General features: G+C 64.7%; 16 protein-coding genes. 9 read left to right on the top strand and 7 right to left on the bottom strand.

The features are described 5' to 3' along the window. Genes BMX43_RS11945 through menC form a run of 3 tightly spaced genes read right to left on the bottom strand, consistent with a single transcriptional unit; the run spans position 1 to position 3097 of the window. The gene (locus BMX43_RS11945; RefSeq protein ID WP_091301865.1) at positions 1 to 1275 is read right to left on the bottom strand and encodes a glycerate kinase type-2 family protein; all 1275 of its coding nucleotides are present in this window, start codon (positions 1273 to 1275) and stop codon (positions 1 to 3) included. Next, the gene (locus BMX43_RS11940) at positions 1275 to 1991 is read right to left on the bottom strand and encodes a GNAT family N-acetyltransferase (RefSeq protein ID WP_091301653.1); all 717 of its coding nucleotides are present in this window, start codon (positions 1989 to 1991) and stop codon (positions 1275 to 1277) included. The genes BMX43_RS11945 and BMX43_RS11940 overlap by 1 nt, the downstream gene beginning before the upstream one ends. Continuing rightward, entirely contained in the window at positions 1988 to 3097 is a 1110-nt protein-coding gene (menC, locus tag BMX43_RS11935) for an o-succinylbenzoate synthase (RefSeq protein ID WP_245749459.1), read from the bottom strand. The genes BMX43_RS11940 and menC overlap by 4 nt, the downstream gene beginning before the upstream one ends. 211 nt (positions 3098 to 3308) lie before the next feature. Between menC and BMX43_RS11930 the strand changes: the two genes are divergently transcribed. Continuing rightward, positions 3309 to 3485 carry a CTP synthetase gene (locus BMX43_RS11930; RefSeq protein WP_091301649.1) on the top strand — a complete coding sequence of 59 codons (177 nt, stop codon included), beginning with the start codon at positions 3309 to 3311 and terminating at the stop codon, positions 3483 to 3485. Positions 3486 to 3493: 8 nt separating this feature from the next. Then, the gene (locus BMX43_RS11925; RefSeq protein ID WP_091301647.1) at positions 3494 to 3982 is read left to right on the top strand and encodes a cytochrome b; all 489 of its coding nucleotides are present in this window, start codon (positions 3494 to 3496) and stop codon (positions 3980 to 3982) included. A 3-nt stretch (positions 3983 to 3985) separates the two neighbouring features. On the opposite strand, the gene BMX43_RS11920 is transcribed toward BMX43_RS11925, so the two are convergent. Continuing rightward, positions 3986 to 4759 (bottom strand): alpha/beta fold hydrolase, encoded by a 774-nt coding sequence (locus BMX43_RS11920; RefSeq protein WP_091301645.1) that lies wholly within the window; start codon positions 4757 to 4759, stop codon positions 3986 to 3988. Between the two features lie 120 nt (positions 4760 to 4879). Here BMX43_RS11920 and BMX43_RS11915 point away from each other — a divergent pair, with 120 nt between their 5' ends. Further along, the gene (locus BMX43_RS11915) at positions 4880 to 5227 is read left to right on the top strand and encodes a hypothetical protein (RefSeq protein ID WP_245749458.1); all 348 of its coding nucleotides are present in this window, start codon (positions 4880 to 4882) and stop codon (positions 5225 to 5227) included. A 101-nt stretch (positions 5228 to 5328) separates the two neighbouring features. On the opposite strand, the gene glyA is transcribed toward BMX43_RS11915, so the two are convergent. After that, entirely contained in the window at positions 5329 to 6621 is a 1293-nt protein-coding gene (glyA, locus tag BMX43_RS11910; RefSeq protein WP_091301641.1) for a serine hydroxymethyltransferase, read from the bottom strand. Between the two features lie 208 nt (positions 6622 to 6829). On the opposite strand from glyA, the gene BMX43_RS11905 reads away from it, so the two are divergent. Beyond that, a complete protein-coding gene (locus BMX43_RS11905; RefSeq protein WP_091301639.1) occupies positions 6830 to 7585 on the top strand; it encodes an NAD kinase in 756 nt (251 codons plus the stop codon). A gap of 90 nt (positions 7586 to 7675) precedes the next feature. On the opposite strand, the gene prpE is transcribed toward BMX43_RS11905, so the two are convergent. Next, positions 7676 to 9580 carry a propionate-CoA ligase PrpE gene (gene prpE, locus BMX43_RS11900; RefSeq protein WP_091301637.1) on the bottom strand — a complete coding sequence of 635 codons (1905 nt, stop codon included), beginning with the start codon at positions 9578 to 9580 and terminating at the stop codon, positions 7676 to 7678. A 283-nt stretch (positions 9581 to 9863) separates the two neighbouring features. Next, complete coding sequence (locus BMX43_RS11895) at positions 9864 to 12143, bottom strand: NADP-dependent malic enzyme (RefSeq protein ID WP_091301635.1); 2280 nt, start codon at positions 12141 to 12143, stop codon at positions 9864 to 9866. A 250-nt stretch (positions 12144 to 12393) separates the two neighbouring features. Between BMX43_RS11895 and BMX43_RS11890 the strand changes: the two genes are divergently transcribed. The 5 genes from BMX43_RS11890 to upp are packed head-to-tail and all read left to right on the top strand — an operon-like array spanning position 12394 to position 16916. Continuing rightward, positions 12394 to 12786, top strand: a complete 393-nt coding sequence (locus BMX43_RS11890) for a cytidine deaminase (RefSeq protein ID WP_091301633.1) — start codon at positions 12394 to 12396, stop codon at positions 12784 to 12786. Next, complete coding sequence (locus BMX43_RS11885) at positions 12783 to 14093, top strand: thymidine phosphorylase (protein WP_091301631.1); 1311 nt, start codon at positions 12783 to 12785, stop codon at positions 14091 to 14093. Before BMX43_RS11890 ends, BMX43_RS11885 begins: the two co-directional genes overlap by 4 nt. Further along, positions 14093 to 15289, top strand: a complete 1197-nt coding sequence (locus tag BMX43_RS11880) for a phosphopentomutase (RefSeq protein WP_091301629.1) — start codon at positions 14093 to 14095, stop codon at positions 15287 to 15289. Before BMX43_RS11885 ends, BMX43_RS11880 begins: the two co-directional genes overlap by 1 nt. Then, positions 15286 to 16275, top strand: coding sequence for an adenosine deaminase (locus BMX43_RS11875; protein ID WP_091301627.1), 990 nt, complete (start codon positions 15286 to 15288; stop codon positions 16273 to 16275). The genes BMX43_RS11880 and BMX43_RS11875 overlap by 4 nt, the downstream gene beginning before the upstream one ends. After that, entirely contained in the window at positions 16272 to 16916 is a 645-nt protein-coding gene (gene upp / locus BMX43_RS11870) for a uracil phosphoribosyltransferase (protein ID WP_091301625.1), read from the top strand. The genes BMX43_RS11875 and upp overlap by 4 nt, the downstream gene beginning before the upstream one ends. Positions 16917 to 16999: the final 83 nt, after the last annotated feature.

The following is a 16999-nucleotide window of genomic DNA, read 5'->3' as shown; positions in this document are numbered from 1 at the left end:
TCAGGGCTTGGCAGGGGGCAGGATCAGGATCGCGCGAAAGTCGTTCACATTGGTCAGCGTCGGCCCAGTGATCACCTGATCCCCCAGCGCCGCGAAAAAACTGTGGGCATCGTTTGCGGCAAGAGTTGCTGCAGGATCAAGGCCTTGTGCTTTGGCGCGGGGCAGGGTGTCGGGGCCGATCACTGCCCCTGCCACCTCGGCTGCGCCGTCCACGCCGTCGGTGTCGCAGGCCAGCGCATGGATGCCCGGCGCGCCTTGCAGGGCCATCGCAAGGGCAAGGCAGAATTCTGCGTTCGGCCCACCAATGCCGGTGCCGCGCCGCGTGACCGTCAGTTCCCCGCCGGACAGCAGCAGCACCGGGGCCTCCTGTGGCCGCAGGCTCGCGGCGATCCGTTGCGCCTCGGCGGCCTGCGCGGCGGCCACTTCGCGCGCCTCGCCCTCCAGCGCGTCGCCCAGCAGATGCACTGTGCAGCCCGCAGCGCGCGCCACTTCGGCCGCGGCGGCCAGCGATTGTGCGGGGGCGGCGATGATGCGGTTTTCCACCCGCGCCAGCCGTGGGTCGCCGGGGGCGATCACACCGGACGGGCGCGCCAGCGCGGCGTGAACCGAGGCGGGCACCTGCAGATTCCAATGGGCCAGCACGTCTTGCGCCTCGGCCGGGGTAGAGGCATCGGCCACCGTTGGGCCGGACCCGATGAAGGCCGGATCGTCGCCCGGCACATCTGAAATCATCAGGCACAACACCCGGGCCGGGAAGGCTGCCGCAGCCAGTTGCCCGCCCTTCACCCGGCTCAGATGCTTGCGCAGGGTGTTCATCCGGTCGATCGGCGCGCCAGAGGCCAGCAGCGCGGCATTGACCGCCTGTTTTTCGGCCAGCGTCACCCCTTCGACGGGGGCAACCAGCAACGCAGAGGCCCCGCCCGAGATCAGCACCAGCACGAAATCCTCGGCCTTCAGGCCTGCCAGCAGGCCCAGCAGGCGCCGGGTGGCAACCTCGCCCGCCGTATCGGGCACCGGATGCGCAGCCTCGACGATCGCGATCCCCCGGCAGGGGCGGGCATGGCCGTAGCGTGTGATCACAAGACCTTCGCAGGGGCCCCATGCGGCCTCGACCGCCTCGGCCATGCGGGCGCTGGCCTTACCTGCGCCCACCACCAGCACCCGCCCCGCAGGCCGTGGCGGAAGATGGGCGGCCACGATCCGCATCGGATCGGCCGCCGCCACAGCCTGGTGGAACAGCCGACGCAGCAGGGGCTGTGCGTTATCCTGCGGCATCATGCAGGGTCGGCGGGGCAGAGCAGATAGCTGCGCTTTGTCGGATCGAAGCCCGCAATCTTCAGCCCGCGCGCAAAGGCGGCCTGCAGCACCGCACGGCTGTGCAGACGCAAGGCATGGGCCAGATGCGGGTCGTCTTGCAGCAGGGCGCCGAAGTCCTCTGGAATTTCAAGCGTTTCCACCGGATCAGCCGGAAGCGTGTTTCCGGCGGCGCAGGCCGCGACGCGCGGGCTGTTCAGCCACCAGTCCGCCATCAGCCGATCCGAAGGGGCACCCTTGTTGATCCCTTCCATCGCGCCATAGTAATCGGGCAGATAGTGGTTCGCCTCGGCACCAAGGCGGTGGATGTTCAGGCTGGCATTGGCCAGACGCAGCGGATCATAGGTCCAGCGAACATGCGAAATACCGCGCGCAAGGCACCAGTCGCGCTGATACCATTTCAGCCGCAGCCCCAGCCCCAGCCCGCGCGCTTCGGCCCGCACGGCCAGCCGGTGTGAATGTTGCACGCCCGGTGTGGCGGTCGGGAAGGCGAAGACATAGCCCAGCATCTGCCCGTTGCGAAACGCGCCTGCCGCCAGCCCGCCTTCATGCTGAACCACCATCATCAGGTCGGCGGGGTCTTCCTTGTCGCCTTCGCCCCAGACGGCACGCTGCAGCGCCTCTGCCTCGGAAAACTCTGCCATGCCGGACAGGTCACGGAACAGGATGTCTCTCATGCCCGGAACACCTCGGGCACGTCGGAGACGGTGGCGAGGAAGCCGCGATCCAGCGTGACACCGATCCCTTCACCTTCGGGCACTGGCATCCGACCTGCGGCGGTTTCCAACTGCTGTTCCGTGATGTCGCGGGTGAAGTAGCGGCTGGCCGAGGAGACATCGCCCGGTTTGGTGAAGTTCGGCAGGGTGGAGAGGTGGATGTTATGCGCCCGGCCCACCCCGCTTTCCAGCATCCCGCCGCACCAGACCGGCACGTTGAACGTGGCGCACAGGTCATGGATGCGCAGGCTTTCCATATACCCGCCAGAGCGCCCGACCTTGATGTTGATCACCCGCGCCGCATCGGTCTGTAGCGCCTTGCGGCAATCCTGTGCTGTCTGGATGCTTTCATCCAGACAGATCGGCGTGGCGATGCGGGTTTGCAACGTTGCATGGTCGTGAATATCGTTCCAGGCTAGCGGTTGTTCGATATAGTCAAGATCAAAGGCATCCATCCGCTTCAACAGCGCCGTATCGGCCAGCGAATAGCAGGAATTTGCATCGACCGTCAGATGCGCCTGTGGAAAGGCCTGCCGGACCGCGGCCACGATGGCCAGATCATGGCCCGGTTTCACCTTCAGCTTGATGCGGCGATAGCCCTGCGCGAGATGGCTTTCCACCCGGCGCAGCGTTTCGTCCAGCGGGGTGATGCCCAGTGACACCCCCACCTCCACCGCCTGCCCGTTGCCGCCCAGCACCGACCACAGCGGCAGGCCCAGCGATTTGGCCCACAGATCCCAGACTGCCATTTCCAGCGTGGCCAGCGCCATGCGATGCCCGCGCCACGGCGCCAGAACCGGCGCCAGCGCCTGTGGGTTGGCCAGCGGTTTGCCCAGAACCGCCGGGATCAACACCTCGCGCAGCAGGGCCAGCGACCCGGGCAGCGATTCCCCCAGATAATCGGGCAGCGGGTCCATCACCCCTTCGGCATGGCCTTCCAGCCCTTCGGCGCGCAGCGTCAGCAGCGGGAACAGCTTTTCGGTCATCGTGCCGGTGGAAATGGTGAAGGGCGTGACGAGCGGTAGCCGGACAAGGCGAAGCTCGGCGCTGTCAATCCGTAGGGGCATGGCAATCCTGTGCATTTGGGTGCGGCGGACTGTCGGAGAGGCGCGGCATCCGGTCAAGTGCGGATGGCGGAATGGCCGCTTCATCAGGCAGATCGCCAGCGTTCAGCGAGAAGTCGCATTTTCGATGCCGGTTTGATCCGGATCAATGCGGGGCTGTGTGCTGTTGATAATGTGCACAAGAGGGACGCGCATATCCCCATGAGGTTGCATAATGACCCGCCTGATGCTGATTATCTTCTCGATGGCTTCCACCAGCTTGATGGGGGTCGGGATCGTCGCCGCGCTGACCATGGGGCAAGACACGCTTCAACCGATCCTGATCGCCGCCGCAATCGGGTTCGTTGCGGCAGTACCTGTCAGCTGGTTCGTCGCGAAGCAGATCGAGTGAGGCGCGGAATGTCCCCGAAAGGCTATTCGCGTGGTCAGATCGCGCTGCATTGGTTGGCGGCAGGGGTGATTGCCGCCCAGTTCTTGCTGGAAGACGGGATCAGCGCGGCGTGGCGCGCCGTCGAGGGGGGTGAGGCTTTTGCCTTTGATCCGCTGATTCTGGCGCATGTGGTGGGCGGTGTTGCCGTGCTGCTTATGGCCGCATGGCGGTTGGCTCTGCGCTTCGGTCGGGGTGTGCCCGATCTGCCCGTAGGCGACCCGCCGTTGCAGCGTTTGGTGGCAAATCTTACGCATATCGGGCTTTACGCGCTGATGGTGGTCCTGCCGATCACTGGTGGGGTTGCGTGGTTTGGTGGCATCGAGGCAATGGCCGAGGTGCACGAGGTGCTGACGACCCTGTTGCTGGTTCTTGTGGGCCTGCATGTCGCGGCGGCGCTGTATCATCAGATCTGGCTGAAGGACGGCCTGTTGATGCGGATGAAGCGCCCGCTCGACTGAAGGTCAGGTGTCGAGGAAGATCCGCAGCGTCTGCTCAAACTCGCGGGGTTTGTCGGCATGTAGCCAATGCCCTGCGCCCGGCAGTTTGGCAAAGCGGGCGTTGGGAAACAGCGGTCGGATCCGCGCGCGGTATTCCGGGCGGATATAAGTGCTTTCGCTGCCAGCCAGAAACAGGGTCGGCCCGTTAAACTGCCCTTGGGGGGCGGGCCAGCCGACGATCTTCGGCATTTCCGCCTGCAACACATCGAGGTTCAGCCGCCAGCGCGGCCCGCCTTCGGCTTTCAGATCCAGCGATTGTAGAAAAAAGGCGCGTAACGGTGCCTCGGGCACAGTTGCGGCCAGCCTGCGATCCGCCTCGGCGCGGGTGGACAGGTGGGTCAGGTCCATCGCCCGCATCGCGGTGATATATTGCGTCTGGTCGTGGTCATAGGCCACCGGCGCGATATCGGCCACGACAAGGCGGCGCAGCAGCGCAGGCTCGGTCAGCGCCAGCATCATCGACGCCTTGCCCCCCATCGAATGCCCCATGACATCCGCCAGCCCGCCATGGGCGCGGATCACCTCGGCGAGATCGGCGGCCATGTCGGGGTAGGAATGGGTCGGAAACCACGGGCTTTCGCCATGGTTGCGCATATCCACGGCCAGCACATCCCGCTGTTCCGACATGCGCTTGGCGATCACGTTCCAGTTGCGCGCCGACCCATACAGCCCGTGCACGATCAGCAAGGGCGGCAGGGCAGAGGCGGTGAGGGCGGGGTGGCGGATCGTGGTCAGCATGGCAAAGATGTAAACGCCCGGCGCCGCAATCGCCAGAGGTGTTGAACGTGGCCGGGGGCACGCGTAGTCTGCCGGAAAATAACGGGCGGGCAGGCAATGGGTGCAATCACCATACAACAGATGGCAGACCGCGTTGCGGGCCTGATGGAAGAACGCCTGCGCGTGCGCGGCACCGGGCTGGCCGACAAGCTGAAACGCGGCGGTGGCAAACTGCCGCGCAAGGTGCGCGCTGCGGCGCAGGCTTTGGCCGAGGCGGCGCATATGTCGCAGAATCCGAAGTTGCTGCTGCAGATCGACGAGTCGCGGGTGGCCGAGGCCTATGACGTTTGTCTGCGCTATCTCGGCCCGCTCGGGTCTGGCAGCCGCCGTTTGCTGCTGGTGCAATCCACCCTCGCGCGGATCGCCTTTGCCCTGATCGTGGTGGCCGGCGGGGCGTTTCTGGTGATGCGCTGGCGCGGGTTGATCTGAGCGTTCCGTCTGGGGTGGGAGCAGAGTTTTCGCAGAAAACTCTGCCCGCCAAAGCAAAAGGCCCCGGTTGTTCCGGGGCCTTTGTCGTCAGAATGCCCGGCTCACAGCGTCGGGTAGATCGGGAACTTTTCGCACAGCGCCTCGACCTTGGCACGGACGGCGGCTTCAACCTCGCCATTGCCCTCTTCGCCATTGGCGGCCAGACCGTCCACCACTTCGACGATCCAGTCGGCGATCTGGCGGAACTCTGCCTCACCGAAGCCGCGGGTGGTGCCTGCCGGGGTGCCCAGACGGACGCCCGAGGTGACGGTGGGCTTTTCCGGGTCGAACGGGATGCCGTTCTTGTTGCAGGTGATGTTGGCGCGGCCCAGAGCCTTTTCGGTGGCATTGCCCTTCACGTTTTTCGGGCGCAGGTCCACCAGCATGACATGGGTGTCGGTGCCGCCGGTCACGATGTCCAGCCCGCCCTTCATCAGCTGATCTGCCAGCGCCTGGGCATTGGCCACCACTTGCGCGGCGTAGGCCTTGAATTCGGGGCGCAGCGCCTCGCCGAAGGCCACGGCCTTGGCGGCGATCACATGCATCAGCGGCCCGCCCTGGATGCCCGGGAAGATGGCCGAGTTGACCTTCTTGGCGATCTCTTCGTTGTTGGTCAGGATCATGCCACCACGCGGGCCGCGCAGGGTTTTATGCGTCGTGGTGGTCGCCACATCGGCATAGGGGAAGGGCGAGGGATGCTGCCCGCCAGCCACGAGGCCTGCGAAATGCGCCATGTCCACCATCAGGTAAGCGCCCACCTTGTCGGCAATCGCGCGGAACTTGGCAAAGTCGATCTGGCGCGGAATCGCCGAACCGCCCGCGATGATCAGCTTGGGCTGGTGTTCGATGGCAAGGGCTTCGACCTGATCATAGTCGATCAGGTTATCCTGCTGGCGCACGCCATACTGGATGGCGTTGAACCATTTGCCCGACTGGTTCGGAGCTGCGCCATGGGTCAGGTGACCGCCCGAGGCGAGGTTCATGCCCAGAATGGTGTCGCCGGGCTTGATCAGCGCCTGGAACACGCCCTGGTTGGCCTGCGACCCGGAGTTGGGCTGGACGTTGGCAAAAGAGCAGCCGAACATCTGGCAGGCGCGCGAAATGGCAAGGTTTTCCGCCACGTCCACGAACTCGCAGCCACCATAGTAGCGCTTGCCCGGATAGCCTTCGGCGTACTTGTTGGTCATCACCGACCCCTGCGCTTCCATCACGGCGCGCGAGACGATGTTTTCCGAAGCGATCAGTTCGATCTCGTGGCGTTGACGGCCAAGTTCCGAGGTGATCGAGCCGAACAGTTCGGGGTCACGGGTGGCGAGGGTTTCGGTGAAGAAACCGGGGTCGCGGCTGGCACTCATGGGCGTCTCCAGAAGGGAAGGGCGGGTTCGCGGCCTTTTAGACCATGCGTCTTGCGACAGGGAAGGGCAGAAAACGACGCAAGGCCCGATTTGCGCGAAACCCGCGTCGCCTATCGGAAACTTTTTCACGTTCCGCCGGGGCTGGGGGTTGAGTTTGCCCGGTTCGGGCCGCAAGACTGACGCCGAAGAACAGCGAAGGACAGGGCCCATGCGCATCGGCTTCCGGGCCAGCAATGCCCCCGCGGCACAGGCCGCCTATGCCGCACTCACCGAACGCTATGGCGATGCCCCGCTGGCCAAGGCGGATGTGATCGTGGCTTTGGGCGGCGACGGGTTCATGCTGCAGACGCTGCACGAGACGCAGAGCCTGGGGCTGCCGGTTTACGGCATGAATTGCGGCACCATCGGCTTTCTGATGAATTCCTATGCTGAAGAGGGGCTGGTGGCCCGCCTTGCTGTCGCCGAGGAAGAGGTGATCAACCCGCTGGCCATGCATGCCGTCACCGCCTCGGGGCGGGAATATCGCGCGTTGGCGATCAACGAGGTCAGCCTGCTGCGCGCCGGGCCGCAGGCCGCGAAGCTGCGCATTCTGGTGGATGGGCGCGAGCGGATGCCCGAACTGGTCTGCGATGGCGCGTTGCTCTGCACCCCTGCGGGATCGACGGCTTACAACTATTCGGCGCATGGGCCGATTCTGCCGATCGGCTCGCAGGTTCTGGCCTTGACGGCGATGGCGGCCTTTCGCCCGCGCCGCTGGCGGGGGGCCTTGTTGCCGATGGGGGCGGTGGTGCGGTTCGAAGTGCTGGAGGCGGCGAAGCGCCCGGTCATGGCCGATGCCGACAGCCGGTCGTTCCGCGATGTGCTGAGCGTTGAAATCCGGTCAGAGCCTGCGGTGCGTCATCGTATCCTGTTCGATCCCGGCCATGGGCTGGAAGAACGGCTGACGCATGAGCAATTCATGTAAATCCGGGCGGGGCGCGGATGAAAAAACGCCCCCGTCGGTCAAACCGACGGAGGCGCAGGGATGCGCGCTGGGGACGCGCATCTAAACTTGTCAGGCTTTGGCGAGGCCGAGGCTTTGCAGCGCCACGCGGATCTCGTCGAGGATCGCCGGATCGTCGATCGTGGCGGGCATCTTGTAGTCTTCGCCATCAGCGATCTTGACCATGGTGCCACGCAGGATCTTGCCTGAACGGGTTTTCGGCAGGCGATCTACCACGATGGCGCGCTTGAAATCCGCCACAGGGCCGATCTTTTCGCGCATCAGGGTGACACATTCCTTCACCACATCGGCGGGATCGCGATCCGCGCCTTTGTTAAGGCAGAGGAAACCGAGGGGCGACTGACCCTTGAGCGTATCCGAAACGCCGATCACGGCACATTCGGCGACGTCCTTGTGGCCCGCCAGAACCTCTTCCATCGCGCCGGTGCTGAGCCTGTGACCGGCGACGTTGATCACGTCATCGGTGCGTGCCATGATGTAGAGATAGCCATCTTCGTCCATATAGCCCGCGTCGCCCGTCTCGTAATAGCCGGGGAAATGCGTGAGATAGCTTTTCTTGAACCGCTCATCGGCGTTCCACAGGGTCGGCAGCGTGCCGGGGGGCAGCGGCAGCTTGATCGCAATGGCCCCCAGTGTACCGGCGGAAACCGGGTGACCGCCTTCGTCCAGCACCTGCACGTCATAGCCCGGCATGGCGACCGAGGGAGAGCCGATCTTCACCGGCAGTTCCTCGATCCCCAGCGGGTTGGCCGCGATGGCCCAGCCGGTTTCGGTCTGCCACCAGTGGTCGATCACGGGCACTTGCAGATGGCGCTGTGCCCATTGGATGGTGTCGGGGTCGGCACGTTCACCGGCGAGATACAGCGCCTGCAGACCCTTCAGATTGTAATCCTCGATCAGTTTGCCTTCCGGGTCGTCGCGCTTGATGGCGCGCAGGGCAGTCGGCGCGGTGAAGAAGCTTTTCACCTTATGCTCGGCAATCACCCGCCAGAAGGTGCCGGCATCGGGGGTGCCCACCGGCTTGCCCTCGAACACGATGGTGGTGCAGCCCGCGATCAGCGGCCCATAGGTGATGTAGCTGTGGCCCACGACCCAACCCACATCCGAGGCAGCCCAGAACACGTCGCCCACACCGACGTTGTAAATTGCCCGCATGGACCAGTTCAGTGCCACCAGATGGCCTGCCGTCGGGCGCACCACGCCTTTGGGGGCGCCGGTGGTGCCCGATGTATACAGGATATAGGCAGGGTGATCGCCCGAAACCGGCACGCAATCCGCAGGTTCAACGCCGAACTGGAAGGTGTGCCAGGCGACATCGCGCCCTTCGATCAGCTTGGCAACCTCTTGTTCGCGCTGGAAGATCACGCAGAAATCGGGCTTGTGCGCAGACAGTTCGATAGCCCCATCCAGCAGTGGCTTGTAATGGACGACGCGGTTCGGCTCGATCCCGCAGGAGGCGGCGATGATCGCCTTGGGCTTGCAGTCGTCGATCCGCACTGCCAGTTCGTTCGCGGCAAAACCGCCGAACACCACCGAGTGGATGGCGCCAAGACGGGCACAGGCCAGCATCGCCTCCAGTGCCTCGGGGACCATCGGCATGTAGATGATGACGCGGTCGCCCTTTTCGATCCCCTTGGCTTTCAGCGCCCCGGCAAGGCTGGAAACGCGGTCCAGCAGTTCCTTGTATGTGATGCCATGCTTGGTATGGGTAACCGGGCTGTCATGGATGATGGCCAGTTGATCGCCGCGCCCGGCCAGAACATGGCGGTCTACCGCGTTCCAGCAGGCATTGACCTCGGCATCGGTGAACCATTCGTAAAGCGGTGCGTTGTCGGCGTTCAGCGCGCGGGTCGGGGGTTTCACCCAGTCGATCCCGCCTGCCGCTTTCAGCCAGAAACCTTCGGGATCGGCCTTCCAGCCGTCATAGATCTCTGCATAGGCGCCACGGTATGCCATTGTATGCCTCCTCCTCGGTATTGCGCATTTGTTACGCGAGCGGGGGGGCTTCGCGCAACGCTGTTACCGATAGCGGAGCGGATGGGCAGGAAAATATTTGCAGATTTGGCGGAAGTCTGCCCGCAAATTTTTGCAAACTGTACGGAAATGCCATAAAATACTTGCGGCAAGGCGGGGTTTGCAAAGATGACCTGCTTTGCAGGGGCCACATGGCAGGAATGATTCCACCGCAATGCAAAAGGCACCGCCGCAGCGGTGCCTTTCAGGTGATTCTCGGGCGCGTTCAGCCGTAATGTGCGACCGGTGTCCCGGCGAGGGCCGAGATGTTCAGCAGTCCGCGCGAGGTGATCGAGGGCGTGACGATATGGGCCTTGTTGCCCATGCCCATCAGGATCGGCCCAACCTCCAGCCCGCCCGCCTTCATCCGCAACATGTTGCGCGCCGCATTGGCCGCATCGGAATAGGCGAAGATCAGGATGTTGGCGGGTTTGTCGAGCCGTGAGCCGGGGAAGATGCGGGCGCGCAACTCGGGGTCGAGCGCGGCGTCGATGCTCATTTCGCCTTCGTAGACGAAGCTGCGCGTCTCGGCATCCAGCAGGTCCATCGCGGCGCGCATCCGGCGCCCGGAGTCGGATTCCAGATTGCCAAAGTTGGAATGCGAACACAGCGCGACCTTTGGCACCACGCCAAAGCGGCGGGCGTGCCGCACCGCGCCCAGCGTGGTGGCCGCGATCTGTTCGGGGGTGGGCACCGGGTTGACCTGCGTGTCGGCGATGAACAGCGGCCCGTCTTCCATGATCATCAGGCTCAGCGCGCCATGGGGGCTGAGCCCGTCCCGCGCCAGAACCTGCGTCACATAGTTCAGGTGCCACAGATACTGCCCGAAGGCGCCGCAGATCATGCTGTCGGCATCGCCGCGATGCACGGCAATGGCCGCAATCGCGGTGCTGTTGGTGCGCAGGATCGCGCGGGCAATATCGGGTGTCACGCCACGGCGGGCCATCAACTCGTGGTAGCTGCCCCAGTAATCGCGATAGCGGGCGTCGCTTGCCGGGTTCACGATCTCGAAATCCCGTTCGGGGCGGATCGGCAGGCCAGCGCGTTCGCAGCGTGTGGCGATGACATCGGGGCGCCCGATCAGGATCGGCTTGTCGGTGGTTTCTTCCAGCATTGCATTCGCGGCGCGCAGCACCCGTTCATCTTCGCCCTCGGCAAAGATGATGCGGCGTGTGGCCTTGCGTGCAGCTTCGAACACCGGGCGCATGATCAGTGCCGATTTGAACACCGAGCCGTTGAGCCGTTCGCGGTAGGCGTCCAGATCGCTGATCGGGCGGGTGGCGACGCCGGTTTCCATCGCGGCCTTGGCCACGGCAGAGGCGACAACGCCGATCAGGCGCGGGTCGAAGGGCTTGGGGATCAGGTAATCGGGCCCGAAGCTGAGCGTTTCGCCACGATAGGCGGCGGCGGCCTCGGCGCTGGTGGTGGCGCGGGCCAAGGCCGCAATGCCGTCGATGCAGGCGATCTGCATCTCGTCATTGATCTGGGTTGCCCCCACATCCAGCGCGCCCCGGAAGATGAAGGGAAAACACAGGACGTTGTTGACCTGATTGGGAAAATCGCTGCGGCCTGTGGCGATGATCGCGCCGGGCGCCACCCTGCGCACCTCGTCGGGCAGGATTTCTGGCGTCGGGTTGGCCAGCGCAAAGACGATGGGGTTGGGCGCCATGCGGGCCACCATTTCGGGCGTCAGCACACCCGGGCCGGACAGGCCAAGGAACAGATCGGCGCCGTCAATCACCTCGGCCAGCATGCGCTTGTCAGAAGGCTGGGCATAGGCGGCCTTCTGCGGGTTCATATCCTGTTCACGGCCTTCGTAAACCAGACCGTGGATGTCGCAGAGCCAGACATTCTCGCGCTTCACGCCCAGTTTCAGCAGCATGTTCAGGCAGGCGATGCCTGCAGCACCACCGCCGGTGGACACGATCTTGATCTCGTCGAACCGCTTGCCGGCTACATGCAGCGCATTGGTCGCCGCAGCGCCCACCACGATGGCGGTGCCGTGCTGGTCATCGTGGAAGACCGGGATGTTCATCCGCTCGCGGCACAGCTTTTCCACGATAAAGCAATCCGGCGCCTTGATGTCTTCAAGGTTGATCGCCCCAAAGGTCGGCTCCAGCGCGCAGACGATGTCGGCCAGTTTGTAGGGGTCTGGCTCGTTCAGCTCGATGTCGAAACAGTCGATATTGGCGAATTTCTTGAACAGAACCGCCTTGCCCTCCATCACCGGCTTGGAGGCCAGCGCGCCGATATTGCCCAGCCCCAGAACCGCCGTACCGTTGGTGACGACCGCGACGAGGTTCGCGCGTGCGGTGTAAAGGCTTGCCGTGGCCGGATCCGCCTTGATCTCCAGGCAGGCCTCGGCCACGCCAGGGCTGTAGGCGCGGCTCAGGTCGCGGCCGTTGGCCAGCGGCTTGGTCGCGCGGATTTCAAGCTTCCCGGGCTTGGGAAACTGGTGATAGTCCAGCGCCGCCTGGCGCGCGTTGTCGTGCCGTGCCTCTTCCATCGGGCCCTCCGGGAAATTTGGTTTACCCTTAAACTACTTTTTGATTGACGCAAGACTGATTGCGCCAACGGCTGTTTCAACAGGCTGCTGATCCTCCGCCCCGTGACAGTTAGCGCCAACGCGGCCTCGCACACAATGGCGGATACGTTGCGCAGGGCGGGGATGCTCTGGTTGCAAGGGCGGCGCTTGCAGATCGCCTTGGCCTGCCGCACAATCCCGACTGACTGGTCAAATCCCCGGAGTGTTGCCGATGCCCTTGCTTGACGCTGCTACCAAGGTTCGTGAGAACGCTTACGCGCCCTATTCGCGTTTCAAGGTCGGGGCGGCGATCCGTACGGCCTCGGGCGCCGTCTATTCCGGCTGCAATGTCGAAAACGTCGCCTATCCCGAAGGCACCTGCGCCGAAGCCGGTGCCATTGCCGCCATGGTTGCAGCGGGCGAAACGCGGATCGCAGAGGTTTGCGTGATCGCCGACAGCCCGTCGCCGGTGCCGCCCTGTGGTGGCTGCCGCCAGAAACTTGCTGAATTCGCGGCGCAGGACGTGCAGGTCACGCTTTGCACCACGGATGGCAAGGCGCTGACCATGACGGTGGCAGAGCTGTTACCCGGTGTCTTCTCGGCGGCCCACATGGAACGCACATGACCGACGCTCGCACAATCATCGCCAAGCTGCGCGATGGGGGCCGCCCGTCGGTGGAGGAACTGCGCTGGTTCGCGGCTGGTCTGGCCTCTGGCGCTGTGACCGATGCGCAGGCCGGGGCCTTTGCCATGGCTGTCGTGTTGAAGGGCCTCGGCGAAGCCGGGCGCGTGGCGTTGACCGAGGGGATGCGCGATTCCGGCAAGGTGCTGGAATGGGACATGCCTGGCCCGGTGCTGGACAAACACTCCACCGGGGGGATCGGCGACTGCATCTCGTTGATGCTGGCCCCGGCGCTGGCGGCCTGCGGTGCCTATGTGCCGATGATCTCGGGGCGGGGGCTGGGCCATACCGGCGGCACGCTCGACAAGCTGGAGGCCATTCCCGGCTTTCACACCGCGCTGAGCGAAGACCAGTTGCGCCAGCAGATCACGGATATCCGCTGCGCCATCGTGGCCGCCAGTGCCGAAATCGCCCCAGCCGATCGGCGGCTTTACGCGATCCGCGATGTGACTTCGACGGTGGAAAGCATTGACCTGATCACCGCCTCCATTCTGTCGAAAAAGCTGGCGGCGGGGCTGGAGGCGCTGGTGCTGGATGTGAAGATGGGCTCGGGCGCCTTCATGCGCACGATGGATCAGGCCGAGGCCCTGGCGCGCGCGCTGGTCAAGACGGCGCAGGGGGCGGGCTGCATGACGGCGGCGCTGATCACCGACATGTCGCAGCCGCTGGCCACGGCGGCGGGCAATGCGCTGGAGGTGATCGAGGTGATGGAGACGTTGACCGGCACGTCGGTCAATGCGGCGCTGTGGGATCTGACGGCGGCGCTGGGTGGCGAGGCTTTGGCGCTGGGTGGGCTGGCCGATGATGCGCTGGATGGGGTGGCGCGGATCGAGCGGGCGCTGGAAAGCGGGGCGGCTGCCGAATATTTCGGGCGGATGGTCGCCGCGCAGGGCGGGCCTGCGGATTTCGTGGATCGTTGGCCGGACCGGCTGCCCTCGGCCCCGGTGATGCGCGAAGTGCTGGCGCCGCGGGACGGCTTTGTCTCTGCCATTGACGGCTTTGCGCTGGGGCAGGCGGTGGTGCATCTGGGGGGCGGGCGGTTGCGCGACGGAGACCGGGTAAACCCGTCCGTTGGCCTGTCCGATCTGGCGGGGCTGGGCGAGGAAATGCACCGGGGCGTGCCGCTGGCCATCATCCATGCCGCCAGCGAAGCCGATGCCGATGCCGCCGCGCAGGCGGTTGTGGCGGCCTATGAACTGGCCGAGATCTGCCCGGAAGAGCCGCCTCTGGTCTGGAAAAGGATCGGCTGATGGCGCGCGCCTTTCTGATCGTGATGGATAGTGTGGGTATCGGCGGTGCGCCGGATGCGGCCGCTTTTGGCGATGCGGGGTCGAATACGCTTGGCCATATCGCCGCCGCATGTGCGGCGGGGCGGGCCGAGGTCGGGCGCAGCGGCCCGTTGCGGCTGCCGCATCTGGATGCGCTGGGGCTGGGGGCGGCGTGCCGTCTGGCCAGCGGTGCCGAGGTGCCGGGGCTGACGGCGGTACCGCGCGGATTTTGGGGGGCGGCGAGCGAGGTGTCGCCGGGCAAGGATACGCCATCTGGGCATTGGGAACTGGCGGGCGTGCCGGTGCCATGGGACTGGACCTATTTCCCCGATACGCAGCCTGCTTTCCCGCCCGATCTGGTCGCGCGGGTCTGCGCCCTTGCGGGGACGGATGGCATTCTGGGCAATTGCCATGCCAGCGGCACGGCGATCATCGACCGGCTCGGGGCGGAGCATCTGCGCACGGGCTGGCCGATCTGCTACACCTCGGCCGACAGCGTGTTTCAGATCGCCGCGCATGAAGAGGCCTTCGGGCTGGAGCGGTTGATTGCGCTGTGTCAGGCGCTGGCGCCCAGCCTTCATGCGATGAAGGTCGGGCGGGTGATCGCGCGGCCCTTCGTGGGGGCGCCGGGCAGTTTTGCCCGCACCGCCAACCGACGCGATTTTGCCATCGCCCCCCCGGCGCCGACCCTGCTGGATTGGGCCGCCGGGGCGGGGCGTGTGACCCATGCCATTGGCAAGATCGGTGACATCTTCTCGCATCGGGGGATCTCTCGTCTGCACAAGGGCAAGGATGACGCTGCACTTTTCGATCATCTGGACCGGCTTGTGGCTGAGGCAGAGCCCGGTTCCTTGACCTTTGCGAACTTCGTCGAGTTTGACAGCCTGTATGGCCACCGGCGCGACGTGTCGGGCTATGCCCGCGCGCTGGAACGGTTCGATGCGCGCGCCGGGGCGTTTCTGGCGCGGCTGCAACCGGGCGATCTGGCGCTGTTTACAGCCGATCATGGCAACGATCCCACCTTCCCCGGCACCGAACACACGCGCGAACGGGTGCCGGTGTTGATTGCAGGAAAGGGCGCGGGAGAGATCGGGCTTTGCGCCTTCACCGATGTGGCCACCAGTCTGGCCGCGCATCTGGACATTCCGGCGCAAGGCCCGGGGCGGAGCTTCCTATGAGCCTGAAATCCCATCCGAAACTGGAACTGCATCTGCATCTGGAAGGGGCCGCGCCGCCCGCCTTCATTCGCGGGCTGTCGCAGGAAAGGAAAGTCGACATCTCGGGCATTTTCGACGAGCGGGGGCATTACACCTATCGTGACTTCTGGCATTTCCTGAAGGTGTACGAGGCGGCGACCTCGGTGCTGCAAAGCCCGATGGATTACCATCGCCTGACGCTGGCCGTGCTGGAAGAATGCGCCGCAAGTGGCGTGATCTATGCGGAAACTTTCCTTAGCCCCGATTTTTGCGGCGGGCGCGATCTGGTGGCATGGCGCGATTATCTGGCCGCCATCGAGGATGCGGCGGCACAGGCCGAGGCTGAACTTGGCATTACCCTGCGCGCCATCGTCACCCCGATCCGCCATTTCGGCCCGGACAAGGCGAAAGAGGCCGCGCGCTGTGCGGCGGAAACCGCCGGGCGTTTCGTCACCGGCTTTGGCATTGCGGGCGACGAGAAGGTTTGCGAGCCCGAGGATTTTCTGTGGGCCTTCGATTGTGCCCGCGAGGCGGGGCTGGGCATCACCGCCCATGCAGGTGAATGGCGCGGGCCGGAGCATATTCGCGCCACGCTCAAGGCGCTGAACCCTACGCGCATCGGGCACGGGGTGCGCGCCATCGAAGACCTGGCGCTGGTCGATGAACTGGCGGAACGCGGCACCGTGCTGGAGGTTTGCCCCGGCTCCAACATCGCACTTGGCCTTTACCCGGACTGGCGCAGCCACCCGATCGGCCAGTTGTATGATCGCGGCGTGAAGGTGACGGTTTCAACCGATGACCCGCCGTTCTTCCACACCACCATGGCCCGCGAATGGGACCGGCTGCACGACGCGTTCGAGTGGGATGATGGCGTGTTCGCCACGCTCAACCGGACCGCGCTGGAGGCCGCCTTTTGCGATGCTGACACCCGCCAAGCCCTTGCCAAGAAACTGGAGACTGCCCAATGACCGCTGCACCGCTGCCGCATCTGACTATCGTCAATCATCCGCTGGTGCAGCACAAGCTGTCGATCATGCGCGACAAGGAAACCTCGACCGCAGGGTTCCGGCGGCTGCTGCGCGAAATCAGCCTGCTGCTGGCCTATGAGGTGACGCGCGAATTGCCGATGACCACCACGCGGATCGACACGCCGCTGGAGCCGATGGATGCCCCCTGCATCGACGGCAAGAAACTGGCGCTGATCTCGATCCTGCGGGCGGGCAACGGGCTGCTCGATGGTATTCTGGAACTGATCCCGGCAGCACGGGTGGGCTTTGTCGGATTGTATCGCGACCCGGAAACGCTGCAGCCGGTCCAATACTATTACAAGGTGCCGGATCAGCTTGAAGAGCGGATGTGCATCGTGGTGGACCCGATGCTGGCCACCGGCAATTCCAGTGCGGCGGCGATTGATCTGTTGAAACAATCGGGGGCAAAGAATATCCGCTTCCTGTGCCTTCTGGCGGCACCGGAAGGGGTGCAGCGCATGAAAGAGGCGCATCCCGACGTGCCGATTGTCACGGCCTCGTTGGATTCGCACCTCAATGACCATGGATATATTGTCCCCGGGCTAGGAGATGCGGGGGACCGCATGTTCGGCACTAAATAAGGGATTACCTCTTTACTCAGCGACAATCCTGCCGCATGATTCGCTCAAGCACTTGGGGTGAAGATATGTTTCGCAGGATTGTC

Source organism: Gemmobacter aquatilis (genome assembly GCF_900110025.1).
GTDB classification, from domain to species: Bacteria; Pseudomonadota; Alphaproteobacteria; order Rhodobacterales; family Rhodobacteraceae; genus Gemmobacter; species Gemmobacter aquatilis.
Note: the sequence above shows the minus strand (reverse complement) of the source record. Positions and strands in the feature narration are given on the sequence as shown.

Excerpts from the sequence above, each read along its gene's own strand:
- BMX43_RS11945 (WP_091301865.1), bottom strand. The coding sequence starts at position 1,275 with ATGCCGCAGGATAACGCACAGCCCCTGCTGCGTCGGCTGTTCCACCAG.
- BMX43_RS11940 (WP_091301653.1), bottom strand. The coding sequence starts at position 1,991 with ATGAGAGACATCCTGTTCCGTGACCTGTCCGGCATGGCAGAGTTTTCC.
- menC (WP_245749459.1), bottom strand. The coding sequence starts at position 3,097 with ATGCCCCTACGGATTGACAGCGCCGAGCTTCGCCTTGTCCGGCTACCG.
- BMX43_RS11930 (WP_091301649.1), top strand. The coding sequence starts at position 3,309 with ATGACCCGCCTGATGCTGATTATCTTCTCGATGGCTTCCACCAGCTTG.
- BMX43_RS11925 (WP_091301647.1), top strand. The coding sequence starts at position 3,494 with ATGTCCCCGAAAGGCTATTCGCGTGGTCAGATCGCGCTGCATTGGTTG.
- BMX43_RS11920 (WP_091301645.1), bottom strand. The coding sequence starts at position 4,759 with ATGCTGACCACGATCCGCCACCCCGCCCTCACCGCCTCTGCCCTGCCG.
- BMX43_RS11915 (WP_245749458.1), top strand. The coding sequence starts at position 4,880 with ATGGCAGACCGCGTTGCGGGCCTGATGGAAGAACGCCTGCGCGTGCGC.
- glyA (WP_091301641.1), bottom strand. The coding sequence starts at position 6,621 with ATGAGTGCCAGCCGCGACCCCGGTTTCTTCACCGAAACCCTCGCCACC.
- BMX43_RS11905 (WP_091301639.1), top strand. The coding sequence starts at position 6,830 with ATGCGCATCGGCTTCCGGGCCAGCAATGCCCCCGCGGCACAGGCCGCC.
- prpE (WP_091301637.1), bottom strand. The coding sequence starts at position 9,580 with ATGGCATACCGTGGCGCCTATGCAGAGATCTATGACGGCTGGAAGGCC.
- BMX43_RS11895 (WP_091301635.1), bottom strand. The coding sequence starts at position 12,143 with ATGGAAGAGGCACGGCACGACAACGCGCGCCAGGCGGCGCTGGACTAT.
- BMX43_RS11890 (WP_091301633.1), top strand. The coding sequence starts at position 12,394 with ATGCCCTTGCTTGACGCTGCTACCAAGGTTCGTGAGAACGCTTACGCG.
- BMX43_RS11885 (WP_091301631.1), top strand. The coding sequence starts at position 12,783 with ATGACCGACGCTCGCACAATCATCGCCAAGCTGCGCGATGGGGGCCGC.
- BMX43_RS11880 (WP_091301629.1), top strand. The coding sequence starts at position 14,093 with ATGGCGCGCGCCTTTCTGATCGTGATGGATAGTGTGGGTATCGGCGGT.
- BMX43_RS11875 (WP_091301627.1), top strand. The coding sequence starts at position 15,286 with ATGAGCCTGAAATCCCATCCGAAACTGGAACTGCATCTGCATCTGGAA.
- upp (WP_091301625.1), top strand. The coding sequence starts at position 16,272 with ATGACCGCTGCACCGCTGCCGCATCTGACTATCGTCAATCATCCGCTG.